A 24,747-nucleotide genomic window follows, 5' to 3' on the forward strand; every position below is an offset into this window, starting at 1 on the left:
TCGATGCATCTGGAATGATTTTATGTCTGAATTGTTCGGGTCAGGTAAAATTCAGCCAGAGCTAAATCTTCCGGACGGGTTACTTTGATGTTATCAGCCCGTCCTTCAACAAGCTGTGGATGGAAGCCGCAATATTCCAGCGCCGAGGCTTCATCGGTGATGGTCGCCCCTTCATTCAGCGCGCGCGTCAGACAGTCATGCAGCAGCTCGCGAGGGAAAAATTGCGGCGTCAGCGCGTGCCATAAATCGTTACGTTCGACCGTATGGGCAATGGCGGTTTTGCCCGGCTCTGCGCGTTTCATAGTATCGCGCACCGGTGCGGCAAGGATCCCGCCAGTGCGACTGGTTTCGCTAAGCGCCAGCAGACGCGCTAAATCATCCTGATGTAAACAGGGGCGCGCCGCATCATGTACCAGCACCCATTCGGCGTCTCCGGCGGCCTGCAATCCGGCCAGCACGGAGTCTGCGCGTTCATTTCCCCCGTCCACGACGGTAATTTGCGGATGCTGCGCCAGAGAGAGTTGGGCAAAGCGGCTGTCGCCGGGGCTTATCGCGATGATCACGCGGGTCACCCGAGGATGCGCCAGCAGCGCAAAGACCGAGTGTTCGAGAATGGTTTTATTGCCGATCGAGAGATATTGCTTCGGACATTCCGTTTGCATACGGCGGCCAAATCCGGCCGCCGGCACCACGGCGCAAACATCCAATAAAGTGGCTGCCATGTGATTTCCTGGGCTGGTTTAACGAGTATTTTGCCCCGCAGTTTGCGCGCGTTTAGACGCGTCGGGCACCAGACGATAAAACGTTTCGCCCGGCTTAGTCATGCTGAGTTCGTTACGTGCACGCTCCTCGATAGCCTCCTGACCGCCATTGAGATCGTCAATTTCGGCAAAGAGCTGATCGTTACGTGCTTTAAGTTTGGCGTTCGTCGCCTGCTGCGCCGCCACGTCATCATTGACGCGACTGTAATCATGTATGCCGTTCTTACCGAACCACAGTGAATACTGTAGCCAGACCAGTAAAGCCAGCAACAGCAGCGTTAGTTTACCCATCCTGCCCCCTGAAAAACGGCATCATCCTCCCATACTTCCGCAAACGACACGACGTTTGCAGGCGGGAAAGCCGCAACAACGCGGGCAAATGTACCACAATTGCCCTTTATAACGTATACCCAGAACCCTGAGAACATCATCTCATTGTTAGTTACGGTTTGAATTATGGACAGCCGTCGCGCTTTAGCCCAGCAACCACATAAACAGTGCGCCGAACATTGCGCAAACGGTCAGCAGCGTTGCGACAATGCTGTAGCGCAATTTGCCCTTGAGCAGGGAATGCAGCGCGATACCCACGACCACCGCAACGGGCATCAACGCCAGGAAGAAAGGCCAGGTGTAGATGAAGAAAAACAACGTATTAGGACCATACACCAGAAAGGGGATCCCCAACGCCAGCAGCCATGATGCGAAACCCACCACCGCGCCCGGCAGCGACCAGGTGGTTTCGTCATCAGTAGCAAACGCGTCTGTCGTTGTGAGTGTGATGTTCTGGCTATTGCGCATAGTGAATCCTGTAACCTTGACTGACCGTACACAGAGGTCAGGTGTCTCAGGATCTGATAATATCGCTCTGTCTGAGCAGGTCTAATAATTGGGCGACCAAATTTGTTACTAATTGTTCGCCATTGAGATGAACTTCTGACGATTCAGGCGCTTCGTAAACGGAATCAATTCCGGTGAAGTTGCGTAATTCGCCAGCGCGCGCTTTTTTGTATAACCCTTTTGGATCGCGGGCTTCACAGATTTCCAGCGGCGTATCCACGAACACTTCAATAAAGCGCCCCTCACCGACGCGTTCGCGCACCATTTGCCGCTCCGCACGGTGCGGAGAAATAAACGCCGTCAGTACCACCAGTCCAGCATCCACCATCAGGTTTGCGACTTCGCCCACGCGACGGATGTTCTCTTTCCGATCGGCATCGCTGAACCCCAGATCGCTGCACAGGCCGTGGCGAACGTTATCGCCATCCAGCAAATAGGTACTGACGCCCAGTTGATGCAGCGCCTCTTCCAGCGCCCCGGCGACGGTCGATTTACCGGACCCGGACAGTCCGGTAAACCACAGCACAACACCACGATGACCGTGGTGTTGCTCGCGCTGTTGCGGCGTGACGGGATGAGCATGCCAGACGACGTTTTCGTCATGCAGCGCCATTATTTTCCTCCCAGCAGATCGCGAGCGCCCCAGTGCGGGAAGTGACGACGTACCAGCGCATTCAGTTCCAGCTCAAAGGCGCTGAATTCTGATGGCGCGGCGGTCTCCTGCACAATCGGTTCGCGGACCATACCGGCCCCCACGGTGACGTTGCTCAGACGATCGATAAAGATTAGCCCGCCGGTCACCGGGTTTTGCTGATAGGTATCCAGCACCAGCGGCTCATCAAAGGTCAGATTCACCAGACCAATGCCGTTCAGCGGCAGATTGTCCACCTCACGCTGCGTCAGATTGTTGATATCCACCTGATACTGAACATGATCAACGCGAGCACGGGTCTTTTTACCGGCAATTTTAATTTCGTAACTCTGCCCCGGCGCCAGCGGCTGTTCCGCCATCCAGACCACGTCAACGGCGGCACTCTGTACAGCAGGTAAACTTTCATCCGCTGCCAGCAGCAGATCGCCGCGGCTGATATCAATCTCGTCTTTCAGGACGAGGGTGATCGCTTCCCCGGCAAAGGCTTCGTCCAGATCGCCATCAAAGGTGACGATCCGCGCCACGCTGGATTCCACACCGGACGGCAGCACCTTCACACGCTGTCCCACCTTAACGCGGCCAGAAGCCAGCGTACCGGAATAGCCGCGGAAATCGAGGTTTGGACGGTTTACGTACTGCACCGGGAAGCGCATTGGCTGGCTATCGACCACGCGTTGGATCTCAACCGTCTCCAGCACTTCAAGCAAGGTCGGGCCGCTGTACCACGGCATGCTGACGCTCTGGGAGGCGACGTTGTCGCCCTCCAGCGCGGAGAGCGGGACAAAGCGAATATCCAGATTCCCCGGCAACTGTTCGGCAAAGGTCAGATAATCTTCACGAATGCGCGCAAAGGTTTCTTCGCTGTAATCGACCAGATCCATTTTGTTGATCGCCACGACCAGGTGTTTGATCCCCAGCAGTGTAGAAATAAAGCTGTGACGACGGGTCTGATCCAGCACGCCTTTACGGGCGTCGATCAGCAGGATCGCCAGATCGCAGGTTGACGCGCCGGTCGACATATTCCGGGTGTATTGCTCATGCCCAGGGGTATCGGCAATGATAAATTTGCGCTTCTCAGTGGAGAAATAGCGATACGCCACGTCAATGGTAATCCCCTGCTCACGCTCGGCTTGCAGCCCATCCACCAGCAGCGCTAAATCCAGCTTCTCGCCCTGCGTACCGTGACGTTTGCTGTCGTTATGCAACGATGACAGCTGATCTTCATAAATCTGCCGCGTGTCGTGCAACAGGCGACCGATCAGGGTGCTTTTGCCGTCATCCACGCTACCGCAGGTTAAAAAGCGCAGCAGACTTTTATGTTGTTGGGCAACCATCCAGGCTTCGACGCCGCCTTCATTAGCAATTTGTTGTGCAAGTGTGGTGTTCATGGCGGCTCCTTAGAAATACCCCTGACGTTTCTTCAGCTCCATAGAGCCCGCCTGGTCGCGGTCAATCACGCGTCCCTGACGTTCACTGGTGGTCGAGACCAGCATCTCTTCAATGATTTCCGGCAGCGTTTGTGCGTTTGACTCGACGGCGCCGGTCAGCGGCCAGCAGCCGAGGGTACGAAAACGCACCATCCGCTTTTTGATCATTTCGCCAGGCTGCAGGTCGATGCGATCGTCATCAATCATCATTAACATGCCGTCGCGCTCCAGTACCGGGCGCTCTGCCGCCAGATACAGCGGGACGATCTCGATGTTTTCCAGCCAGATGTACTGCCAGATATCCTGTTCCGTCCAGTTGGACAGCGGGAAGACGCGGATACTTTCGCCTTTGTTAATCTGCCCGTTGTAGTTGTGCCACAGTTCAGGACGCTGGTTTTTCGGGTCCCAGCGATGAAAGCGGTCGCGGAAAGAGTAAATACGCTCTTTCGCCCGCGACTTTTCTTCATCGCGGCGCGCGCCGCCAAATGCGGCGTCAAAACCGTATTTGTTCAGCGCCTGCTTCAGCCCTTCGGTTTTCATAATGTCGGTGTGTTTGGCGCTGCCGTGGACAAATGGATTGATACCCATCGCCACTCCTTCCGGGTTTTTATGTACCAGCAGCTCGCAGCCGTACGCTTTGGCGGTACGATCGCGGAATTCATACATCTCGCGGAACTTCCAGCCGGTATCGACATGCAGCAGCGGAAACGGCAGCGATCCCGGGAAAAATGCCTTACGGGCAAGATGCAGCATGACGCTGGAATCTTTACCGATGGAGTACAGCATTACCGGGTTCGAAAATTCTGCTGCCACCTCGCGAATGATGTGGATGCTTTCGGCCTCCAGCTGTCGCAGGTGGGTGAGTCGTTTTTGGTCCATAACCGTTCCTTTACAATACCGCGAATGTCGAGCACGTCAGATAACCCGACTATAGGGAGCGCAGGAGAACGAATGAAATTACGAATTGGAATGAGTAGTTCCTCAAAGGAATAACGATCTGGCAAAGCAAATATCAAAAAGTGCTTAACCCGCCGGAATTCGGGCATTTAAGAGCAAATGAAATTGTTTTAGCGAAGTCACAGTTTCATACTAGATGGGTTAAAATTTTTGCTTTGTATTCAGGGCTTCCCCCGCTGGCTATTAAGGATTCACTATGTTTTCCGCAACGCGCCGTCTTTCCGCCCTCCTGGCGCTCGGCGTATGCTTTATTGTCCCCGCTCAGGCGTCATCGCCAAAACCGGGCGAATTTGCGACAACGCAGACCCGTCATATTGCGACCGTTTTCCCGGGAAGGATGACCGGCTCTCCGGCAGAAATGTTATCTGCCGACTATTTACGCCAGCAGTTTGAGCAGATGGGCTATCGCAGTGATATCCGCACGTTCAACAGTCGCTATATTTATACCGCCAAAAATAATCGCAAAAACTGGCATAACGTCACTGGCAGTACCGTCATTGCCGCTCACGAAGGCAAAGCCCCGCAGCAGATTATTATCATGGCGCATCTGGATACCTACGCGCCGCAAAGTGACGCCGACACCGACGCGAATCTTGGCGGGCTTACGCTGCAAGGGGTGGATGATAACGCCGCCGGTCTGGGCGTTATGCTCGAACTGGCAGAACGCCTGAAAGATGTGCCGACGGAATACGGTATTCGTTTTATTGCCACCAGCGGCGAGGAAGAGGGAAAGCTGGGGGCTGAAAACCTGCTGAAACGCATGAGCGCGGCAGAGAAGAAAAATACGCTGCTGGTGATTAATCTCGATAACCTGATCGTCGGTGACAAACTGTATTTTAATAGCGGGCAAAGCACCCCGGAAGCCGTACGCAAATTAACCCGCGACCGTGCATTAGCGATTGCGCGCAATCATGGCATTGCCGCCACCAGTAATCCTGGCCTGAATAAGGACTATCCCAAAGGCACCGGTTGTTGCAATGACGCTGAGGTCTTCGATAAAGCGGGAATTTCGGTGCTGTCCGTTGAGGCAACGAACTGGAATCTTGGCAAGAAAGATGGTTACCAACAGCGCGCCAAAACCGCCTCTTTCCCGGCGGGAAATAGCTGGCACGACGTGCGTCTGGATAACCAACAGCATATCGATAAAGCCCTGCCCGGACGCATTGAACATCGTAATCGCGACGTAATGCGTATTATGCTGCCGCTCGTAAAAGAATTAGCGAAAGCGAGCTAAGCATAAGGCCGGATAAGGCAATGCCATTATCCGGCCCTACTGTCAGACTGCCGGAGGGGGATTTGTTTCAACCTTCATGCAGCCCGCACTCGCGCTTCAGGCCAAAGAAGCGGGTCTCTTCTTCTGCCATGCCGGGTTCCCATTTACGCGTGGTGTGCGTATCCCCTACGGAAAGATAGCCCTGATCCCACAGTGGATGGTATTTCAGCCCGTGCTTTTGCAGGTATTGATAAACCGTACGGTTATCCCAGTCGATAATCGGCAGCACTTTAAAGACCCCACGCTGGATAGCCAGCACGGACAAATGCGCACGGCTGCCGGACTGTTCGCGCCGCAGTCCCGCAAACCAGGTTTGTGCATTCAGTTCCTGCAACGCCCGGTTCATCGGTTCGACTTTGTTGATCTCATTGTATTTCTCAATACCTTCAACGCCCTGCTCCCACAGCTTACCGTAGCGCGCTTCCTGCCAGGCGGCGCTCTCACTCGCACGGTAGACCTTCAGGTTCAGCCCGAGTTTGTCCGTTAACTCATCAATAAACTGGTAAGTTTCCGGGAACAGATAGCCGGTATCGGTCAGGATCACCGGGATATCCGGGCGGATCTGATTGACCAGATGCAGGCTGACCGCCGCCTGAATCCCAAAGCTTGATGAGAGGACGTATTCGCCAGGCAAATTCTCCAGCGCCCACGCCACACGTCCCTCTGCGTCACGTTTTTCCAGTTGGCTATTGATTTCAGCCAGCGCCATCACACGCTCTACCTTCGGCAATGCATTCAGCGCGTTTAGATCGAGTACGGACATAAGAACCTCGTTTGCCTGTTTTGCCGGGCGGCCCAGCGTTTGCCCGGCCTACAAAACCCGTAGGCCGGTAAGCGAAGCGCCACCGGGCAAAGGATGGGTTATTCCCAGAAATCCCGGGCGGGATCGAGCACCGGGCGAATAATGCCCGCACGCACCGTAAAGTCACCGAAGCCTTCACCCGCTTCGCGCTCTTTCACCCAGCGCCCAATCAGTTCATCCAGCGAGTCGAGAATTTCCGGCTCGGTGATATTCTCTTTGAACATCCGCGGGATACGCGTCCCCATTCGGTTACCGCCGAGATGCAGGTTATAACGACCTGGCGCTTTCCCCACCAGCCCCACTTCTGCCAGCATCGCGCGACCGCAGCCGTTCGGGCAGCCTGTCACGCGCATCACAATATGCTCATCACTGACGTGATGTTTCGCCATCAGGCCATCAATCTTGTCGATAAACGTCGGCAGGAAACGTTCGGCCTCCGCCATCGCCAGCGGACAGGTCGGGAACGACACGCAGGCCATGGAGTTCTCACGCTGCGGCGTCACGGTGTTCATCAGACCGCTCTCTTGCGCGATCTTCTCAATCTTCGCTTTCTGGCTTTCCGGTACGCCAGCGATGATCAGATTCTGATTCGCAGTTATACGGAACTCGCCTTTATGGATTTTCGAAATCTCCAGCAGGCCCGTTTTTAGCGGACGTCCCGGATAATCGAGGATTCGGCCATTTTCGATAAACAGCGTCAGATGCCATTTATTGTCGATGCCTTTCACCCAGCCAATCCGATCGCCGCGACCGGTGAATTCATACGGACGAATCGGCTCAAATTTAATGCCCGCACGACGTTCCACTTCCGCTTTGAACGTCTCAACCCCTACGCGTTCCAGCGTGTATTTGGTTTTCGCATTCTTACGATCGGTACGGTTGCCCCAGTCGCGCTGGGTGGTGACCACCGCCTCCGCCACGGCCAGCGTATGCTCCAGCGGCAGATAGCCAAATTCGCTCGCCGTACGGGCATAGGTTTTCTTGTTACCGTGCTCGATAGAAAGACCGCCGCCCACCAGCAGGTTAAAGCCAACCAGCTTGCCGTTTTCCGCCACGGCGACAAAGTTCATGTCATTGGCGTGCAGATCGATGTCGTTCTGCGGCGGGATCACGACCGTGGTTTTAAACTTACGCGGCAGATAGGTCTGACCGAGGATCGGCTCTTCATCCGTCGTCGCGACTTTTTCCTGATCGAGCCAAATTTCAGCATACGCGCGCGTGCGCGGCAGCAGATGCTCGGAGATCTTTTTCGCCCACTCGTAGGCTTCGGCATGCAGCTCAGACTCGTACGGGTTCGAGGTGCACAGCACGTTACGGTTCATATCATTGGCAGTCGCCAGAGCGTCCAGCCCCACGGAGTGCAGCATCTGGTGCACCGGCTTCACGTTCTTCTTCAGAATCCCGTGAAACTGAAACGTCTGACGGTTGGTCAGGCGAATACTGCCGTAAATGGTGTTGTCATGGGCAAACTTATCAATCGCCTGCCACTGTTTGGTGGTGATAACGCCACCAGGCAGACGGCAGCGAAGCAACATCGCGTGACGTGGCTCCAGCTTCTGCTCTGCACGCTCGGCGCGGATGTCACGGTCATCCTGCTGGTACATTCCGTGAAAACGGATCAGCAGGAAGTTGTCACCTTTGAAACCGCCGGTGAGACCGTCATTTAAATCTTCAGCAATGGTGCCGCGCAGATAGTTGCTTTCCAGCTTCATGCGCTCGGCGTCTGCCAGTTTACCTTCGACCACCAGGGGCCCTGGATGTTTTTCGCTCATTAGTAGACATCTCGCTGATAACGGCGCTCAACGCGCAGCTCACTTAAAAATTCATCCGCTGACTCCGCGTCCATCGCGCCGAATTCAGCAATCACTTCCAGCAATGCCTGCTCAACGTCTTTCGCCATGCGATTGGCGTCGCCGCAGACATAAATGTGCGCACCGTCATTAATCCAGCGCCACAGTTCTGCGCCCTGTTCGCGCAGTTTATCTTGTACGTAGACTTTTTCTTTTTGATCCCGAGACCAGGCAAGATCAATGCGGCTCAGCACGCCTTCTTTGACGTAACGCTGCCATTCCACCTGGTAGAGGAAATCTTCGGTAAAGTGGGGATTGCCAAAAAACAGCCAGTTTTTACCGGACGCTTCGTCGGCGGCGCGCTGCTGCATAAATGCGCGGAACGGCGCGATGCCCGTCCCCGGACCAATCATGATCACCGGGGTTTCAGGATTCGTCGGCAGACGGAAGTTATCGTTATGTTCGATGAACACTCGCACTTCGCCATCTTCTTCGACGCGATCGGCGAGGAAGCTGGATGCGCCACCGGCACGCGCACGGCCTTCCACTTCATAACGCACCGCCCCCACGGTGATGTGCACTTCGCTCTCCACTTCCGCCTGAGACGACGCAATGGAATAAAGGCGCGGCGTTAACGGACGCAGCAGGTCGACCAACGCCTGAGCATCCAGTTGCGCTGGTGAGAAGCGCAGCATATCGACGACAGGCGTCGTGGTTGCGTAATGCTGCAACTGTGCCTTATCGCCGACCAGCGGCAACAACGATTCACTGCGCGTTAAGGTGGCATAGTTTTCGACGATATTGGCGGTATTAACGGTCAGTTCGACATGCCACTGTAGCGCTTCGGTCAGCGGGAGAGACTGGCCATTGACCGTAACGGGCTCATCGCCTTTCAGCCAGACCAGCTCCACCATCTCTTTCACCAGCGCCGGATCGTTTTGATACCAGACGCCAAGCGCGTCGCCTGGCTGGTAGCGCAGACCCGAATCACCGAGATCGATTTCGATATGGCGAACATCTTTCTCTGAATCACGTCCGGTGATTTTTTGATTCACGGATAACGCCGCGCTTAACGGTGCTTCTTTGGTATACGGGCTGGAGTGGATCTCATTCACTGCGCCGCTGGCAACCGCCTGAGCTGGTGTCGCAACCGGCGCACGTGATTTCAACACCTCAACCACACGGGCACGCCATTCGGCGGCGGCGGCCTGGTATTCCACATCGGCGTCAACGCGATCCAACAAACGCTCACCGCCGAGTTCCGCCAGCTTGCTGTCAAAATCTTTGCCCGACTGGCAGAAAAATTCGTATGACGTGTCACCCAGACCAAAAATGGCAAATGCGGTGTTGTCGAGCTTCGGTGCTTTTTTAGAGAACAGGAACTTATGCAACGCGACGGCTTCTTCCGGCGGTTCACCTTCTCCCTGAGTAGAGGTGACGACAACCAGCAGCTTTTCATTGGCGATTTGTTTGAATTTGTAGTCGCCTGCGTTAACCAGCGTGACGCTGAGTTTTGCTGCCAGCAGGTCATCACGCAGCGCTTCCGCCACACGACGCGCATTGCCCGTTTGGGATGCGGAGATCAGCGTGATGCCCGGCATTTCCGCCACGGGAGCGGGTGCTGCAACGGCTGCGTCGGGTTGCTGATTCAGCGTGCCCCAGAAATAGCCAGAAACCCATGCAAGCTGCGTGGGCGTAAGATCGGTGGTGGCCGCCTGAAGGCGTGCCAGCTGCTCCGGGTTCAGCGGAAGCAAAGCGGAAGGTGGGGCTTGTGTCGTCATGCGTCGTTATGTTCCAGTAAGCAAAGCGGATTTAAGCAATAAAACCCAAACTGAAGATAAGGGTAACGGCGGTGATAGTAACAATTAAAGAAGGGATGGAAATAACAAATAACCAAATGAACTAACCTGTTTTAGCTATAGTTATTAACGACAAAAACGATTAAATAACCACATGATATATAAATAGTTATTTAATATTTCCCATCTATATGTGGCATTCTGCTGCTCAGCGCCCTTTTAACTAATGATAAAAATTGTACTTTACGGTACCCTACGGCGTTTTTTTGCATTCTTGAGAGTAAATAATGTCCACCACCTTGTTTAAAGATTTCACCTTTGAAGCCGCTCACCGCCTGCCACACGTACCGGAAGGGCATAAATGTGGCCGCCTGCATGGTCACTCATTTATGGTGCGTCTTGAAATTACCGGTGAAGTCTGCCCGCATACCGGTTGGATCATGGATTTTGCTGAGTTAAAAGCCGCATTTAAGCCGACTTATGACAGGCTTGATCATTACTACCTGAACGATATTCCCGGTCTCGAAAACCCGACCAGCGAAGTACTGGCAAAATGGATTTGGGATCAGGTCAAACCGGCAGTCCCTCTGCTGAGCGCGGTGATGGTGAAAGAGACCTGTACTGCGGGCTGTGTCTACCGCGGCGAGTGATTCCAGCGGATGTGCTGAGGGTCAATATTCTTTAACTAACATTCTGTTAGGGTTATGTGCTCTGGATATCTGGAGCACGATATGTCTGACGATTTTGATATTATTATCATCGGTGCAGGGATAGCAGGCACCGCGTGTGCTTTACGCTGCGCACGCGCCGGACTGTCGGTTCTGCTTCTTGAGCGCGGCGAATTACCTGGCAGTAAAAACCTTTCCGGTGGACGCCTGTACTGTCATGCGCTCACCGAACTCCTCCCCGATGCCCACCAATCCGCGCCACTTGAACGCCGTATTACCCAGGAAAATCTCACACTTTTAACCCGTCATGGCGCAACAACCTACTCCAGTCTGCGTCCGGAGGGGGACTCGTGGAGTGTGCTACGTGCCCGTTTCGATCCGTGGTTCGTCGCCCAGGCGGAAGCGGAAGGCGTGCAATTTATCAGTGGTATAACGGTTGACGCGCTACATATAGAAGATGGCAGAGTCTGCGGTGTGGTTGCCGATGATGAAACGCTTCGCGGTCGATACGTGGTTCTCGCGGAAGGGGCAAATAGCGTTCTGGCCGAACGCTATGGCTTTCAGTCACGTCCTTCGACAGCCGCAATGGCGCTGGGAATTAAAGAGACGCTGGCGCTGGATCGACAGATACTTGAAGATCGCTTCCGGTTATCTTCAGAGGAAGGCGCCGCGATGCTGTTCAGTGGAGACGTTTGCGGCGCGTTGCCCGGCGGCGCGTTTTTGTACACCAATAAAGAAACGCTCTCGTTTGGCGTCGTTTGTCCGCTCTCCACGGTCGCTCAAAGCGACATCCCGGCAGTCGACCTGCTGGAGCGGCTCAAAATGCATCCGGCGCTACACCCTTTACTCAAAGGAAGTGAAACACTGGAATATGGCGCACATCTGGTGCCGGAAGGCGGATTACACAGCCTGCCGGTGCAGTACGCGGGAGAAGGCTGGCTGTTAGTAGGGGATGCGCTACGCAGTTGCGTCAATACCGGTTTTTCCGTACGAGGGATGGATATGGCGCTCATCGGCGCTCAGGCAGCCGCGCACACGCTCATCAACGCCTGCCTGAAATGCACGCCGCAAAATCTGTTTCCAGCCTATCATCGCGATATCCAGCACAGTCTGTTGTGGGACGTTATGCACCGCTATCGTGATATGCCCACGCTGTTGCAGCGCCAGGGATGGTATCACCAGTGGCCCGAATTAATGGACGATATTTCTCGCGAGATATGGCACCAGGGCGAGCGCCCGGTCGCCCCTCTGCGCCAGATTATCTGGCGTCAGTTTCGCCGTCACGGCCTGCGTCATCTGGCTGGCGATATTATCAGGAGTTTACGATGTCTGTAGCCCACAATGTCTGGCAGCCTCCCGACATTTCCCCTATCGTTCCGGCCAGCAGTGTCGATCGCAACGTCGCAGAACGGCTGATCACATCTTGCCCGGCTGGACTTTTTTCCCTTACGCCAGAAGGAGAACTGCGGGTCGATTTTCGTGGCTGTCTGGAATGTGGAACCTGTCGACACCTCTGTGATGAAAAAACGCTACAACAGTGGCGCTACCCACCGTCGGGTTTTGGCATCATTTACCGCTTTGGTTAAATAATAAGGATAATCTATGCCTCTGTTACACCTGCTCCGCCAGAATCCGGTGATTGCCGCCGTAAAAGACAACGCCAGTCTGCAACTCGCCATCGATTCTGAATGTCAGTTCATCTCTGTTCTGTACGGTAACATCTGTACTATCAGTAACATCGTGAAGAAAATTAAGAACGCCGGGAAATACGCATTTATCCACGTAGACCTGCTGGAAGGGGCATCAAATAAAGAGGTGGTCATTCAGTTTCTGAAACTGGTTACCGAAGCGGACGGCATCATCAGTACTAAAGCGGCGATGCTGAAAGCCGCACGGGCAGAGGGTTTTTTCTGCATCCATCGTCTGTTTATCGTTGACTCCATCTCCTTTCACAGCATTGATAAACAGGTGGCACAATCAAACCCGGACTGTATTGAAATTCTGCCGGGGTGCATGCCCAAAGTGCTGGGATGGGTGACGGAAAAAATACGCCAGCCGCTGATTGCCGGCGGCCTGGTATGTGATGAAGAAGATGCCCGCAATGCGATGAAAGCAGGAGTTGCGGCGCTTTCAACCACTAACATCGATGTCTGGACGTTAGCCAAAAAGCTGAATTAGGTTTTGGCGAAGGCTGCCAGCGCCTCCAGCACCGGTAGCCAGTCATCGACAACGCCGACATCAGCCTGGAAGAAAACAGGGGAGTTGGGATCACTATTTATCGCCACGACAAACTGGCTGTGGCGAACGCCAGCCATCAACGCCGCCGCACCAGAGGCCCCCGCGATAATACAGACATCCGGGGAGAGTAAATGACCGGAGATCCCAATCACACGTTCAGCGTCAAACCCGCCATTCATCACCCGCGCACGGCTGTACCCTACTTCGGCTTTCATCGACTGTGCCAGCGTGGAAATGGTCTCCACGCCAACATCACGGTTCCCCTGGCCAACAACCAGCACGTATTTAGCCAGTAACAGAGGATGAGTGCTGACCTTTTCTATGGTTTCCACCGTTTCCAGCCAGTCCGGGCGCGCCATAAGCTCAAGCCGGCGCTCAAACATGGTGGGCAGGGGATGATGCGAAACACGCTCCTCAGCCTGTCGCGCCAGTGACAGACACAAAGGTCTCGCCGTAATTTTAAGCGTGGCGTTCAACGCATTGCCCCAGTGGGATTTACTGACCAGACCTTGTTGCGCGTCCAGTGTTCTTGCCTGACAAATACTGCCGCCACCCAGTCGCCAGGCCAGTCGTGTTGCCAGCTCATCGCCAAGTGGACTGGCCGCAAAGATCAGGATATCGGCAGGTGTCAGTAACCACTGGGCCTCCAGTGTATCCAGAATCTGCTCCGCAACATCCGGCACAGGATCCATAATCCAGCGCTCTAGTTGTGCCGAACCTGGCCCATTTTCAATGATCCAGTCAGTCAGTGCGCCGCATTCGTCAGACGCCGACACCATCGCTATCTTCATGGCTTCATCCTTTGGCGCAAGTAGTCTTGCCACAAAATCCCTGCTTTTTCCTGTACCGTTGTACCGTCAATAAGGATGGCGCGGCGACGCTGTTCCGGGCGCGTCAACGACTGACACTCCCTGACAGGTACTTCATTACAGAAGGCTGTCTGACGAACTATTTCAGCTTTTGCTGCCGCCAGACGCTGACGCATACCCGGTACGGGGAGCGCAACCTCACCACATTGTCTGACCGCAATCACTGCCGGAAGCCGTACCCGACATCGACGAACGCGAGTCGCGGTTCTCTGCTCAAGGACGATAAAAGGCGGTTCAAACGTAAAACGCTCAACCATGGTAAAGCAAGGCCACGCCAGCATTTCAGCCACCAGAAACGGTGTCTGCCCGTTCTGCCCTTCACTGCTCTGGCAGCCTGTCACGATCACATCAGCATTGTGGTTACGCTGCCAGTCTGCAATCTGCCTGGCGATAAATTCCGGCGCAAAACGCAAGTCGCCCTTTGTCTCTAACAACACGGACCGATCAAACCCCAGCGCGACAAAATAGCGCAGCCAGTGTAGCGAACGTTCATCGCCAATACTGAGTGCTGTCAACTTCATCTCACACCCTTTATAGCGTTGGGCTAACAACAACGCGGCAGCCGCCTGCTCATCTGCCCCCGGAGAACAACGCAGCAAAGACGTATCCGGCCCGCAGGTCTCTTTTGTCGCTGCCTGCCAGTCCTTTTCCGCCAGCATGCTGGGATCCGGTTCTGACTTAAACGCTAACAGAATGTTCATTCACACCTCCCTGTTTTTTGTCCCCACTCCCCGCTGCCACCAACGGTAATGCTTTCGTTTCAGGCGCCCATAGCCAGGTCACGACAAACCCTGTCAGTAATACGCCAGCCAGCAGCAGCAACGTGACTTGCATCCCCCATTGTGCCAGCGTCCAGGGTAATAGCCCGGTACTGATTGCCGCACCAAGGCGGCTCATAGCCGTCGCGAATCCCACACCCAGAGAGCGAATATCCGTCGGGAAACTCTCTGCCGGCAGGATCCCCACCAGATTACTGACGGCCGATATGGCTGTACTAAACAGGACAAACAGCAACAGCGTCAGCGGGCTAGCAGACGGTAAAAAAGCCATCACAATAAGCGTTATGGCAAGCAGGAGAAAACTCCCGAGAAGGAACCGTCGGTGCGCCAGTAAATGCGTCAATATAAGCCCCAGCAATGCGCCGAAAATTAACAGCATATTCAGCAATAAACTGGCTGTCAGTGCATCTTCAAGGCCGAGGGTCTCAGCAATGGTCGGCAGCCAGGTATAGATAACAAACCACGGGATCACCAGACAGACAAAAAACACGCTGTTAAAAACGGTTCGCCGCCAGTAGCGGGCAGAAAAAAGTGTCTTAATATGCTTGCTGGATGCGACAGCCACCTCATCACCGAGCAGCACATGTGGGCCAAAATAGCGATGTACCACTGCATGAGCTTCAGTAAATCGCCCCTGGCGTAGCAGCCAACGCGGTGATTCCGGCGTTCCCCAACGTAACAGCGTAATCAAGAGCGCAGGCAGTGCCGCCGAGGCGAGCAGCCAACGCCAGGCTTCCGGACTTTCAGAAATAAAATGATGTCCCATCACACTTGCCAGCACGTAGCCAACAGTCCATACCACGCTGAATGCGCCCAGCAAAACACCCCGATGGCGACGCGGAGAAAACTCTGCCAGCAGGGTATGCCCCACGGAATAATCGCCTCCGAGTCCAATGCCGATCAGGATGCGTAAGACGATGAGCTGCTCCGGCGTCGTCGCAAAAAACTGTAAAAAAGAGGCAATGGTGATGAGGACAAAACTAAAGGTAAATATCTTTTGCCGCCCGATGTAATCAGACACCCAACCCAACACCAGGCTGCCAAGAAAAAGCCCAAGTAATGCCGAGCCACCGATCATCCCGGCCATAAGTGGCGTTAACTGCATGGCAGGAGTCAACTGGATAATGGCGTAACCTACTACGCCAAGAACATATCCGTCAGTCAGATGGGCGCCAAACGTGAGTGCAGCAATACGACAGTGAAAACCATTAAGCGGTAAATCATCCATACGCACCGGTGAAGTGTTCATATCTACCCCTTCATTGTCCGGTAAAGTAACGGCCTCCCGAATGAGAAGCCGTTTGATTTTTTATTTCTCAATCGGGTAGATCGTTCCCGCGTTCATAATGCCATTTGGATCAAACTGGCGTTTGAGACCTTCCAGCAGCGTCCATGCGCTTCCATGCTCCAGCTTGCTCCAGTGAACACGGTGCTTGCCAATACCGTGGTGATGCACCATTGACCCACCGAGACGGATCGTCTCCTCGCAGATGATCTTGTTAAGGGGATTATGGTACTTATCAATCTCCTCTTCTGGCTTGCAGTCCACTACGTTGTAGTCATAAACAAAGTACATATTGGTACCGTTGATATAACTGTGGGAAGAGTGACCACCCAGCATGGTGATGTCATCCGCATGCGGGAACTCATCGCGGATACGATTAATCACATTTTCGTAGATTTGATGGATGCAGCTCCAACTGCCGGAAACCTCAGTCGTAAAGCCCATATTGCCCGTTTTTAAGATCTGTACACGTTCAGCCGCCACTTTTTCCGGGCCCCAGTTGAGATGATTAAACCAGTGCTCAATCAGCTTACTGTCCACGCGAGTACACTGCGGATAACGCGCCACAATCTCCGCTATACCTTCACCCGTTGCCTTTGCCATCCGAGGATTCCCCTCAGCCATAAAGATCAGCACGCATTTGCCGTCGGCAAAATGGGTAAAATGTTGAGTGCCATCCTCTGCATCGTACAGACGCGCAATAGAGGGACGATAACCTTCGACCATCACTTCACGCAGGATGTTAAAACCGGTTTTCATGTCATCCAGAATGTAACCGTAGTAAAGGTTGTTCTCTGGCGTGAACTTAAATATTTTCACCGTAACTTCAGTGATATAGCACAACGCCCCTTCATTACCGATGATAATGTGGCGGATATCCGGCCCAGCCGCCCGTCGCGGCACGTTCTTAATACGGGTTACCGTGCCATCCGCAAGTACTGCTTCCAGACCGACCACCATATCCTCAATGGCACCATACAACGTAGAAAACTGCCCGATACTCCGGGTCGCAACCAGTCCCCCCATCTGCGCCAGCGGTTTAGACTGTGGGGAATGTCCGGTGGTGTAGCCCTTTTCACGCAATGCGTTTTCCAGAATCTCAAGCGGAACGCCGCACTGTGCCGTCGCCTGCATGTTCTCAATGTCGATACTCAAGATTTGGTTCATGCCAGCGCCGTCCAGCACCACGGAATTTTTAACAACGGTTTCCAGCCCTCCTTCCGTTGCCGAGGCACCAGTGCGCGGTACTCCGTTGATTTTATGTTGATTCATAAACGCCAGAACGCGGGAAACGTGTACCGTTGACGCCAGTTTCACCACGGCAGCAGGAATGGGTAGCGTGTAAACGCCGTGAATATCTGCATATTTACGAAAACGGTCAATACTGTTTTTCTTTAACACGGTTTCATCGGTGATTACGCGTTCGGACCCGACAATTTCTTTTAACTGGTCAACAATCGCTTCTCGAGATAAAGACATAGTCATACCTTCCTGATAATTAACTTGGAATAATTAATAAAAACAGAAACCACCTGACAAAATTAGCGAACTAAATAACCGCCATCGACAACCAGTAAATGACCGTTTACGTAATTTGAAGCCTGACTGGCAAGAAAAATCGCTGCCCCCATTAGGTCCTGAGTATCACCCCAACGATTGGCGGGGATATGATCCAGTACACGCTGATTTGTTTCAGGATTACTACGTGTGGCTAGCGTAATATCTGTTGCATAATATCCCGGCGCAATACCGTTAACCTGAATATTATATTGCCCCAGTTCATCGCAATACGCTTTAGTGAACCCTGCAAGAGCATGCTTGGTTGCCGCATAAGCCGGGGACCACTGACCACCAAGCCAGGAGAACAAAGAACAAATGTTAATAATTTTACCGCTATTTTGTGGAATCATAATTTTCGCGGCTTCGTAACTCAGCTCAAACGCCGCCGTCAGGTTAACATCAATCATTGGATCCCAGTCGGCCCGACCGAAGTCCAGAACCTTATTCAACTTACATATTCCCGCGTTATTCACCAGAATATCAACGGTACCAAAACGTTCACAGCAGGCGGCGATAATCTTCTGTGGCGCACCTTTTTCGGTAATATCGACCTGCATAAACGCCACTTCAACACCTTGTTTTTCAATTATTTCCTTCGTTTCACCATTATCCTTTACAAAGCTTGGTATAAACAGGTTCGCCCCGGCTTTTGCCAGTGCCATCGCAAAAGCCTGACCCAAACCGCTGTTCCCCCCCGTCACGATTGCCGTTTTCCCTTTCAGGGAGAAAAAATCCATTGAGAATGCGTTGAGAGATTCGATCGACATAGTTAGCTCCAAATTTCTTAAGGCAAAAAAAAAGAAAGGTAACTTCCCCCGTGAGAGGGAAGTTACCTTTCTCATTATCTCTGGTAACTGGGATGAATTTTTAGCACAGTGACAAAACATCTAACGTGATCGTTCTCACAGAAGCCTCTTTCAATTTATCATTATCGTTAAAAACAAGAACCGTGATTATTCTCACACTACACATCGCTCTTCCATGTTATTTCTAAATGCAATTACTAGAGACCTGAGAAAAGTAATCCACCTGAAAGGGCGGTTTATTTTTCTCTTTTTTTTGTCTACATAAAATGAGAATTCGATATGCAACACAACTCATATCGCCGTTGGATAACGCTCGCTATTATTAGTTTTAGTGGCGGCGTCAGTTTTGACCTGGCCTATTTACGCTATATATATCAAATTCCCATGGCAAAATTCATGGGATTTAGCAATACCGAGATTGGATTAATAATGAGTACATTTGGTATTGCAGCTATTATTCTATATGCCCCCAGTGGCGTCATTGCTGATAAACTCTCTCATCGCAAAATGATTACCTCTGCAATGATTATTACCGGATTACTCGGTCTGTTGATGATGACTTACCCACCACTGTGGGTCATGCTCTTTATCCAGGTCGCATTTGCTGTCACCACGATTCTAATGTTGTGGTCAGTATCCATTAAAGCCGCGTCATTACTGGGAGATCACAGTGAACAAGGGAAAATTATGGGCTGGATGGAAGGGCTGCGAGGGGTTGGCGTCATGTCTCTGGCAGTCTTTACCATGTGGGTCTTCTCTCGTTTCGCACCGGATGACAGCAACAGCCTGAAAGCTGTAATTCTGATTTACAGCGTGGTTTATATCCTGTTGGGTATTCTGTGCTGGTTCTTTGTCAGCGACAGTCCCCAACACATTGACAGCGCGAAAGAAGAAAAACAGGCATTCCAGTTCAGGGATATTTTGACCGTTTTGCGGATCAGCACCACCTGGTACTGCAGTATGGTCATTTTTGGCGTCTTTACGATCTATGCCATCCTCAGTTATTCCACTAACTATCTGACTGAAATGTATGGCATGTCACTGGTAGCCGCGAGCTATATGGGAATCGTCATCAACAAAATTTTCCGCGCTATCTGCGGCCCTTTGGGCGGCATTATCACCACTTACAGCAAAATTAAGTCCCCAACGCGCGTGATTCAGTTGCTCTCAATTGTTGGAGCCATCGCGTTAATCGCGCTGCTGGTGACCAATTCAAATCCGCAATCTGTCGTGATGGGGATCGGCCTTATTCTACTGCTGGGCTTCACCTGTTATGCCTCACGCGGGCTTTACTGGGCCTGTCCAGGCGAAGCCAGAACACCGCCTTACATCATGGGAACCACTGTCGGTATCTGCTCGGTGATCGGTTTTCTACCCGACGTCTTTGTCTATCCGATCGTGGGTCACTGGCAAGATACCCTTCCGGCCGCAGAAGCCTATCGCAATATGTGGTTGATGGGTCTGGCAGCGCTGTGCATGGTCATTCTCTTTACTTTTTTACTGTTTCGTAAAATTCGAACCATCCATGACGCACCAGAAAAGATGACATCACTGACCGCAGAAACGTCCGGTGAGTGAAAACGGAAAACGAAAGGAGAACGACAATGTCAAAGAAATACATCATTGGAATTGATGGGGGAAGTCAGAGTACCAAAGTCGTGATGTACGATCTTGAAGGTAATGTGGTTTGTGAAGGAAAGGGGCTCCTGCAACCCATGTTCACCCCTGATGCCGATACGGCAGAACATCCGGACGACGATGTGTGGGCATCATTGTGTTTTGCAGGCAAGGACTTGATGAGCCAGTACGCGGGAGATCCAAAAGATATCGTCGGAATTGGCCTCGGGTCCATTCGCTGCTGCCGTGCGCTGCTAAAAGCGGATGGCACACCCGCTGCGCCATTAATTAGCTGGCAGGATGCTCGCGTCACTCGTCCCTACGAGCACACAAATCCTGATGTGGCCTACGTCACCTCATTTTCAGGCTATCTGACGCATCGCTTAACCGGTGAATTTAAAGACAATATCGCCAACTATTTTGGTCAGTGGCCGGTGGATTACAAAACCTGGTCATGGGGCGATGACCCCGAAGTCGTGAGAAAATTTAATATCCCGCGCAAAATGCTGTTTGAGGTCCAGATGCCAGGCACTGTACTCGGGTATCTGACCGATGCTGCCGCAAAGGCAACAAGCTTCCCGACCGGATTGCCGGTCATTTGCACCACCAGTGATAAACCGGTAGAGGCTCTGGGGGCAGGATTACTGGATGACGAAACGGCGGTGATCTCATTAGGGACCTACATCGCTCTGATGATGAATGGCAAAGCGCTACCTAAAGATCCGGTCGCTTACTGGCCGATTATGTCTTCGATTCCGGAAACACTGCTCTATGAAGGTTATGGCATTCGCAAAGGGATGTGGACGGTCAGTTGGCTGCGGGATATGTTAGGTGAATCATTACTGCAGGATGCGAAAGCGCAGGATCTGTCGCCAGAGGACTTGCTGAATAAGAAAGCCGCCAGCGTCCCGCCCGGCTGCAATGGCCTGATGACCGTGCTGGACTGGCTGACCAATCCCTGGGAACCGTACAAGCGTGGGATCATGATTGGCTTTGATTCCAGCATGGACTACGCCTGGATTTACCGTTCTATTCTGGAGAGCGTTGCGCTGACGCTTAAAAACAATTACGACAGTATGTGCCATGAGATGAATCATTTCGCTAAGCAGGTGATCATCACCGGCGGCGGCTCAAACAGCGATCTGTTCATGCAAATCTTTGCCGACGTATTCAACCTTCCGGCCCGTCGAAACGTCATTAACGGTTGTGCGAGTCTGGGGGCCGCTATCAACACGGCGGTAGGGCTTGGTCTTTATCCGTCCTATCAGAAAGCGGTTGAAAGTATGGTGCGGGTGAAAGATGTGTTTATCCCGGTTCCTGAACATGCGGCACGCTATGAAGCCATGAACAAAGGGATCTTCCGGGAATTAACGAAACATACCGACCCGATTCTGAAAAAATCGTATGAAGTGTTCCACGGTGATTTAAGTAAGGTGGACGCAATACAAAGCTGGTCAAACGCTTAATGCCAAAAAAAGCCGGATACATAATCCGGCTTTTTATCAGGCAATATTCAGATACTTATGCGTCTGCATCGACAGGCGCCAGTTGCGCGCGATACAGGTATCAATGCACAGGCGGGTAGCATCTTCTTTCTGACTGATGGGCTGCAGCGCAATCACCCGCGGTTTGTCGTCGCTCAGCGTGGCGAGCAGTTCGTCCAGCGCTTCGATATCACGTACGCGCCCGACCGGGTGTTTGATCTCATTTGCACGTTCCAGCGCCTGTGACAGAACATCATAACCCCCGCGCATGTTCACCTTCGGAGAAACGGTCACCCAGGTATTAGGTGTGCAGCGCACTTCGTGCGTACCGCTGGTCTCTATCTGGCAGCTAAAGCCGTTCTTTTCCAGCAGATCGGTAAGCGGCATCAGGTCATGGATGCACGGTTCGCCGCCGGTAATCACCACATGACGCGCGGTGTACCCCTGTCGGCCAATCACAGCCAGCAGATCTTCACTGCTTGCCGCGCCCCATTTATCGCTCTCTTTGGTTTTCGCCAGGATGCTGTACAGGGAGACTTCCCGATCCTCAAGCTTATCCCAGGTGTGTTTGGTATCGCACCAGGCACAGCCAACCGGGCATCCCTGTAAACGAATAAAAATGGCGGGGACGCCGGTAAAGTAACCCTCACCTTGCAGGGTCTGGAACATCTCGTTAATCGGGTACTGCATAGCGCTCTCAATATGGGGATAAACGATAATTATCGCAGATCCCCACCAAAGTATCATGCCCCATCGGTGCTTTACGAGGCGATCGCCGCGATAAAGCGTGCCGTGATCTGCTGCGGACGCGTGATTGCCCCGCCAACCACCACGGTATGAGCGCCTAATGCCAGGCAATGTGCGGCGCGTTCCGGGGTATCGACGTTCCCTTCCGCCACGACCGGAACGCTGACCGCTGCCAACACCTCACGTAAGAATCCACAGTCATTTTCCACCAGCACATGCCCGGCGGTTTCTGCGGTATAGCCGTAGAGCGTGGTGCCCACACAGTCAAAACCCAGACGCTCGGCTGTCACCGCCTCGTCTACGGTTGCTATATCCGCCATCAGTAGTACGGACGGGTAGCGAGCGCGGATCTGCGTGACCAGTTCTTCCAGCGTCTGCCCACCGGGGCGCGGGCGCGCAGTGGCATCCAGGGCAATAATTTCCGGCTCAACGGTCATCAGCTCATCCACTTCCCGGAGAGTGGCCGTGATAAACACCTCACTGCCAGGGTAATCGCGTTTGATGATCCCGATCACCGGCAGGGAGACCATCTCTTTGATCGCACGAACGTCCACCACACTGTTCGCACGGATACCTGCCGCACCGCCTTGTGCTGCCGCCAGCGCCATACGTGACATAATAAACGGACTGTGTAGAGGCTCATTTTCCAGCGCCTGACAGGAGACGATTAATTTACCTTTCAGGGAATCCAGTACAATTTTCATTACGATAAAATCTCTTCAACTTCGTTTTTAATGATGGTGACATGCGGGCCATAAATCACCTGAACGCCGTTGCCGCGAATAATCACGCCACGCGCTCCGGTCGCTTTCAGCGCCGCTTCATCTACCTTGCTGCTCTCTTTCACCGTCACGCGCAGGCGCGTGGCGCAACAGTCCACCTCTTCCAGATTCTCTTTGCCTCCCAGCCCAGCGATGACTGCCGCTGCACGTTCACTTTGCGGCAGGCCAGATTCAACCGGGGCTGTGTTCTCACGACCCGGCGTCAGCCAGCCAAAGCGGGTGATCAAATAGCGGAAGGTGAAGTAGTAAAGGAAGAACCACGGTATTCCCACCATAGGGACGTACATCCAGTTGGTTTTAGCTTCTCCCTGTAACACGCCGAAGAGGAGGAAATCGATAAGCCCGCCCGAAAAGGTTTGCCCAATCGTGATATGTAAAATATGGGCGATCATAAACGCCAGACCATCGAAGAAGGCGTGAATGACGTATAACACGGGCGCGACAAACAGGAAGGAAAACTCAATGGGCTCAGTGATTCCCGTCAGGAAAGAGGTCAGGGCTGCCGACAAAAGCAGTCCGGCGACAACCTTTCTATTCTCCGGCTTTGCGGTGTGGTACATCGCCAGACATGCGCCAAGCAGGCCAAACATCATGGTGATAAAGCGCCCGGACATAAAGCGCGCGGTACCCGCATAGAACTGCTGCGTATTCGGATCGGCAAGTTGGGCAAAGAAAATCCGCTGCGTACCTTCAACCAACTGGCCGTTGACGATTTCGCTACCGCCCAGCGCCGTCGTCCAGAACGGCAAATAAAAGATATGGTGTAAACCCAGTGGACCAAGCATACGCAGGATGAAGCCGTACAACAGCGTCCCCAGATAGCCCGTCGCATCCACCAGACCGCCCAGTCCAAAAATGAGTTTCTGGAAATGCGGCCACACCACCGTCATAACCGCACCCACGACTATCGCGGCAAGGGAGCTGATAATCGGTACAAAACGCGAACCGCTAAAAAAACCGAGAAACTGAGGTAGTGAGACTTTATTGAAACGGCTATGCAACGCGCAGGTGACAAGACCCATCACCACCCCACCAAACACGCCCGTTTCCAGCGTCTGAATACCCAGCGTCATCCCCTGGCCAACTGCACCGGGGTTCTCGTGCGCCAGCGTTCCATTGAGCGTTAATAAGGCGTTGATGGTGGCGTTCATCACCAGAAATGCCAGCAATGCCGCAAGCCCGGCAGTGCCTTTATCCGTTTTCGCCAGCCCCACGGCGACACCGACCGCAAAGAGTACTGACAGGTTGGCAAACACAATAGAACCTGCGCTGGTCATGATCGTGAAGATTGCCTGCAACCAGTCGACATCTAAAAACGGATAAGCCGTCAATGTGTTTGGATTTGACAACGCGCCGCCAATCCCTAACAACAGTCCTGCTGCGGGCAATACCGCAATCGGCAGCATGAAGGATTTGCCGAACCGCTGCGCTTTTTCAAACCATCCCCCCGATGAGGCGCCGCTAAACATTTGCATCATTTTTTCATCTCCTCGATTATTGATGAAAATTTTTACCATATTTATTTTTATAAATGAAAATTATCATCAAAATCCAGGAAGCCGATCATACTTTTTTAAAATGTCTGGCATCTCTCCCCTGCTTTCCGCCACACTA

24 protein-coding genes are annotated in these 24,747 nt (G+C 53.0%); 7 read left to right on the plus strand and 17 right to left on the minus strand.

Features of this window, described 5'->3' with window-relative positions:
• Positions 1–20: 20 nt before the first annotated feature.
• The 6 genes from ispD to cysD form a co-directional block, all read right to left on the minus strand.
• Positions 21–722 (minus strand): 2-C-methyl-D-erythritol 4-phosphate cytidylyltransferase, encoded by a 702-nt coding sequence (gene ispD, locus AL479_RS03840; protein WP_061075115.1) that lies wholly within the window; start codon positions 720–722, stop codon positions 21–23.
• Between the two features lie 18 nt (positions 723–740).
• A complete protein-coding gene (gene ftsB, locus AL479_RS03845) occupies positions 741–1,052 on the minus strand; it encodes a cell division protein FtsB (protein WP_042288707.1) in 312 nt (103 codons plus the stop codon).
• A gap of 183 nt (positions 1,053–1,235) precedes the next feature.
• Positions 1,236–1,559: a DUF3561 family protein gene (locus AL479_RS03850; RefSeq protein WP_061075116.1), complete on the minus strand. Its 324-nt coding sequence runs from the start codon at positions 1,557–1,559 to the stop codon at positions 1,236–1,238.
• Positions 1,560–1,605: 46 nt separating this feature from the next.
• Complete coding sequence (gene cysC, locus AL479_RS03855) at positions 1,606–2,211, minus strand: adenylyl-sulfate kinase (RefSeq protein WP_061075117.1); 606 nt, start codon at positions 2,209–2,211, stop codon at positions 1,606–1,608.
• Positions 2,211–3,638: a sulfate adenylyltransferase subunit CysN gene (cysN, locus tag AL479_RS03860; protein WP_061075118.1), complete on the minus strand. Its 1,428-nt coding sequence runs from the start codon at positions 3,636–3,638 to the stop codon at positions 2,211–2,213. The genes cysC and cysN overlap by 1 nt, the downstream gene beginning before the upstream one ends.
• A 9-nt stretch (positions 3,639–3,647) precedes the next feature.
• Entirely contained in the window at positions 3,648–4,556 is a 909-nt protein-coding gene (gene cysD, locus AL479_RS03865) for a sulfate adenylyltransferase subunit CysD (RefSeq protein WP_061075119.1), read from the minus strand.
• Positions 4,557–4,830: 274 nt separating this feature from the next.
• Between cysD and AL479_RS03870 the strand changes: the two genes are divergently transcribed.
• The gene (locus tag AL479_RS03870) at positions 4,831–5,868 is read left to right on the plus strand and encodes an aminopeptidase (RefSeq protein ID WP_061075120.1); all 1,038 of its coding nucleotides are present in this window, start codon (positions 4,831–4,833) and stop codon (positions 5,866–5,868) included.
• 67 nt (positions 5,869–5,935) lie between these two features.
• Here AL479_RS03870 and cysH read toward each other — a convergent pair whose 3' ends face one another.
• From cysH to cysJ, 3 genes are all read right to left on the minus strand, one after another.
• Positions 5,936–6,670, minus strand: coding sequence for a phosphoadenosine phosphosulfate reductase (cysH, locus tag AL479_RS03875; protein WP_061075121.1), 735 nt, complete (start codon positions 6,668–6,670; stop codon positions 5,936–5,938).
• 98 nt (positions 6,671–6,768) lie between these two features.
• Complete coding sequence (gene cysI, locus AL479_RS03885; protein WP_061075122.1) at positions 6,769–8,481, minus strand: assimilatory sulfite reductase (NADPH) hemoprotein subunit; 1,713 nt, start codon at positions 8,479–8,481, stop codon at positions 6,769–6,771.
• The gene (cysJ, locus tag AL479_RS03890) at positions 8,481–10,280 is read right to left on the minus strand and encodes an NADPH-dependent assimilatory sulfite reductase flavoprotein subunit (RefSeq protein ID WP_061075123.1); all 1,800 of its coding nucleotides are present in this window, start codon (positions 10,278–10,280) and stop codon (positions 8,481–8,483) included. The genes cysI and cysJ overlap by 1 nt, the downstream gene beginning before the upstream one ends.
• 305 nt (positions 10,281–10,585) lie before the next feature.
• Between cysJ and queD the strand changes: the two genes are divergently transcribed.
• The 4 genes from queD (at position 10,586) to AL479_RS03910 (ending at position 13,144) form a co-directional block, all read left to right on the plus strand.
• Positions 10,586–10,948: a 6-carboxytetrahydropterin synthase QueD gene (queD, locus tag AL479_RS03895; protein WP_044254982.1), complete on the plus strand. Its 363-nt coding sequence runs from the start codon at positions 10,586–10,588 to the stop codon at positions 10,946–10,948.
• Positions 10,949–11,029: 81 nt separating this feature from the next.
• On the plus strand, positions 11,030–12,301 hold the full coding sequence (locus tag AL479_RS03900; RefSeq protein WP_061075124.1) for an FAD-dependent oxidoreductase: 1,272 nt from the start codon (positions 11,030–11,032) through the stop codon (positions 12,299–12,301).
• Complete coding sequence (locus tag AL479_RS03905; protein WP_071887584.1) at positions 12,292–12,552, plus strand: ferredoxin family protein; 261 nt, start codon at positions 12,292–12,294, stop codon at positions 12,550–12,552. The genes AL479_RS03900 and AL479_RS03905 overlap by 10 nt, the downstream gene beginning before the upstream one ends.
• Before the next feature lie 16 nt (positions 12,553–12,568).
• Entirely contained in the window at positions 12,569–13,144 is a 576-nt protein-coding gene (locus tag AL479_RS03910; RefSeq protein ID WP_061075125.1) for a glycerol-3-phosphate responsive antiterminator, read from the plus strand.
• Here AL479_RS03910 and AL479_RS03915 read toward each other — a convergent pair.
• The 5 genes from AL479_RS03915 to AL479_RS03935 all read right to left on the minus strand — a co-directional run bounded on the left by AL479_RS03915 (position 13,141) and on the right by AL479_RS03935 (position 18,464).
• Complete coding sequence (locus AL479_RS03915) at positions 13,141–13,995, minus strand: electron transfer flavoprotein subunit alpha/FixB family protein (RefSeq protein WP_061075126.1); 855 nt, start codon at positions 13,993–13,995, stop codon at positions 13,141–13,143. The two genes, AL479_RS03910 and AL479_RS03915, sit on opposite strands and share 4 nt — an antisense overlap.
• A complete protein-coding gene (locus AL479_RS03920) occupies positions 13,992–14,774 on the minus strand; it encodes an electron transfer flavoprotein subunit beta/FixA family protein (protein ID WP_061075127.1) in 783 nt (260 codons plus the stop codon). The genes AL479_RS03915 and AL479_RS03920 overlap by 4 nt, the downstream gene beginning before the upstream one ends.
• The gene (locus tag AL479_RS03925; protein WP_071887585.1) at positions 14,752–16,158 is read right to left on the minus strand and encodes an MFS transporter; all 1,407 of its coding nucleotides are present in this window, start codon (positions 16,156–16,158) and stop codon (positions 14,752–14,754) included. The genes AL479_RS03920 and AL479_RS03925 overlap by 23 nt, the downstream gene beginning before the upstream one ends.
• A 3-nt stretch (positions 16,159–16,161) precedes the next feature.
• Positions 16,162–17,616, minus strand: a complete 1,455-nt coding sequence (locus AL479_RS03930) for an FAD-binding oxidoreductase (RefSeq protein WP_061075129.1) — start codon at positions 17,614–17,616, stop codon at positions 16,162–16,164.
• Between the two features lie 62 nt (positions 17,617–17,678).
• Positions 17,679–18,464 carry an SDR family oxidoreductase gene (locus AL479_RS03935; RefSeq protein ID WP_061075130.1) on the minus strand — a complete coding sequence of 262 codons (786 nt, stop codon included), beginning with the start codon at positions 18,462–18,464 and terminating at the stop codon, positions 17,679–17,681.
• A 318-nt stretch (positions 18,465–18,782) separates the two neighbouring features.
• Between AL479_RS03935 and AL479_RS03940 the strand changes: the two genes are divergently transcribed.
• Positions 18,783–20,081: an MFS transporter gene (locus AL479_RS03940; protein WP_061075131.1), complete on the plus strand. Its 1,299-nt coding sequence runs from the start codon at positions 18,783–18,785 to the stop codon at positions 20,079–20,081.
• A 26-nt stretch (positions 20,082–20,107) separates the two neighbouring features.
• Complete coding sequence (locus AL479_RS03945) at positions 20,108–21,586, plus strand: FGGY-family carbohydrate kinase (RefSeq protein ID WP_061075132.1); 1,479 nt, start codon at positions 20,108–20,110, stop codon at positions 21,584–21,586.
• A 36-nt stretch (positions 21,587–21,622) separates the two neighbouring features.
• Here AL479_RS03945 and queE read toward each other — a convergent pair whose 3' ends face one another.
• From queE to AL479_RS03960, 3 genes are all read right to left on the minus strand, one after another.
• On the minus strand, positions 21,623–22,294 hold the full coding sequence (gene queE, locus AL479_RS03950) for a 7-carboxy-7-deazaguanine synthase QueE (protein ID WP_042999521.1): 672 nt from the start codon (positions 22,292–22,294) through the stop codon (positions 21,623–21,625).
• Positions 22,295–22,365: 71 nt separating this feature from the next.
• On the minus strand, positions 22,366–23,055 hold the full coding sequence (locus tag AL479_RS03955; protein WP_061075133.1) for an N-acetylmannosamine-6-phosphate 2-epimerase: 690 nt from the start codon (positions 23,053–23,055) through the stop codon (positions 22,366–22,368).
• A complete protein-coding gene (locus AL479_RS03960; protein ID WP_061077922.1) occupies positions 23,055–24,611 on the minus strand; it encodes a maltose/glucose-specific PTS transporter subunit IIC in 1,557 nt (518 codons plus the stop codon). The genes AL479_RS03955 and AL479_RS03960 overlap by 1 nt, the downstream gene beginning before the upstream one ends.
• Positions 24,612–24,747: the final 136 nt, after the last annotated feature.

The sequence above is a fragment of the Citrobacter amalonaticus genome (assembly GCF_001559075.2).
Classification (GTDB): domain Bacteria; phylum Pseudomonadota; class Gammaproteobacteria; order Enterobacterales; family Enterobacteriaceae; genus Citrobacter_A; species Citrobacter_A amalonaticus_F.

Coding starts and splice junctions, on each gene's coding strand:
- cysJ (WP_061075123.1), bottom strand. CDS start 10,280: ATGACGACACAAGCCCCACCTTCCGCTTTGCTTCCGCTGAACCCGGAG.
- AL479_RS03945 (WP_061075132.1), top strand. CDS start 20,108: ATGTCAAAGAAATACATCATTGGAATTGATGGGGGAAGTCAGAGTACC.
- ftsB (WP_042288707.1), bottom strand. CDS start 1,052: ATGGGTAAACTAACGCTGCTGTTGCTGGCTTTACTGGTCTGGCTACAG.
- AL479_RS03850 (WP_061075116.1), bottom strand. CDS start 1,559: ATGCGCAATAGCCAGAACATCACACTCACAACGACAGACGCGTTTGCT.
- cysH (WP_061075121.1), bottom strand. CDS start 6,670: ATGTCCGTACTCGATCTAAACGCGCTGAATGCATTGCCGAAGGTAGAG.
- queE (WP_042999521.1), bottom strand. CDS start 22,294: ATGCAGTACCCGATTAACGAGATGTTCCAGACCCTGCAAGGTGAGGGT.
- AL479_RS03900 (WP_061075124.1), top strand. CDS start 11,030: ATGTCTGACGATTTTGATATTATTATCATCGGTGCAGGGATAGCAGGC.
- ispD (WP_061075115.1), bottom strand. CDS start 722: ATGGCAGCCACTTTATTGGATGTTTGCGCCGTGGTGCCGGCGGCCGGA.
- AL479_RS03910 (WP_061075125.1), top strand. CDS start 12,569: ATGCCTCTGTTACACCTGCTCCGCCAGAATCCGGTGATTGCCGCCGTA.
- AL479_RS03870 (WP_061075120.1), top strand. CDS start 4,831: ATGTTTTCCGCAACGCGCCGTCTTTCCGCCCTCCTGGCGCTCGGCGTA.
- AL479_RS03960 (WP_061077922.1), bottom strand. CDS start 24,611: ATGATGCAAATGTTTAGCGGCGCCTCATCGGGGGGATGGTTTGAAAAA.
- AL479_RS03905 (WP_071887584.1), top strand. CDS start 12,292: ATGTCTGTAGCCCACAATGTCTGGCAGCCTCCCGACATTTCCCCTATC.
- cysN (WP_061075118.1), bottom strand. CDS start 3,638: ATGAACACCACACTTGCACAACAAATTGCTAATGAAGGCGGCGTCGAA.
- cysD (WP_061075119.1), bottom strand. CDS start 4,556: ATGGACCAAAAACGACTCACCCACCTGCGACAGCTGGAGGCCGAAAGC.
- AL479_RS03920 (WP_061075127.1), bottom strand. CDS start 14,774: ATGAACATTCTGTTAGCGTTTAAGTCAGAACCGGATCCCAGCATGCTG.
- AL479_RS03930 (WP_061075129.1), bottom strand. CDS start 17,616: ATGTCTTTATCTCGAGAAGCGATTGTTGACCAGTTAAAAGAAATTGTC.
- cysI (WP_061075122.1), bottom strand. CDS start 8,481: ATGAGCGAAAAACATCCAGGGCCCCTGGTGGTCGAAGGTAAACTGGCA.
- queD (WP_044254982.1), top strand. CDS start 10,586: ATGTCCACCACCTTGTTTAAAGATTTCACCTTTGAAGCCGCTCACCGC.
- AL479_RS03940 (WP_061075131.1), top strand. CDS start 18,783: ATGCAACACAACTCATATCGCCGTTGGATAACGCTCGCTATTATTAGT.
- AL479_RS03915 (WP_061075126.1), bottom strand. CDS start 13,995: ATGAAGATAGCGATGGTGTCGGCGTCTGACGAATGCGGCGCACTGACT.
- AL479_RS03935 (WP_061075130.1), bottom strand. CDS start 18,464: ATGTCGATCGAATCTCTCAACGCATTCTCAATGGATTTTTTCTCCCTG.
- AL479_RS03955 (WP_061075133.1), bottom strand. CDS start 23,055: ATGAAAATTGTACTGGATTCCCTGAAAGGTAAATTAATCGTCTCCTGT.
- cysC (WP_061075117.1), bottom strand. CDS start 2,211: ATGGCGCTGCATGACGAAAACGTCGTCTGGCATGCTCATCCCGTCACG.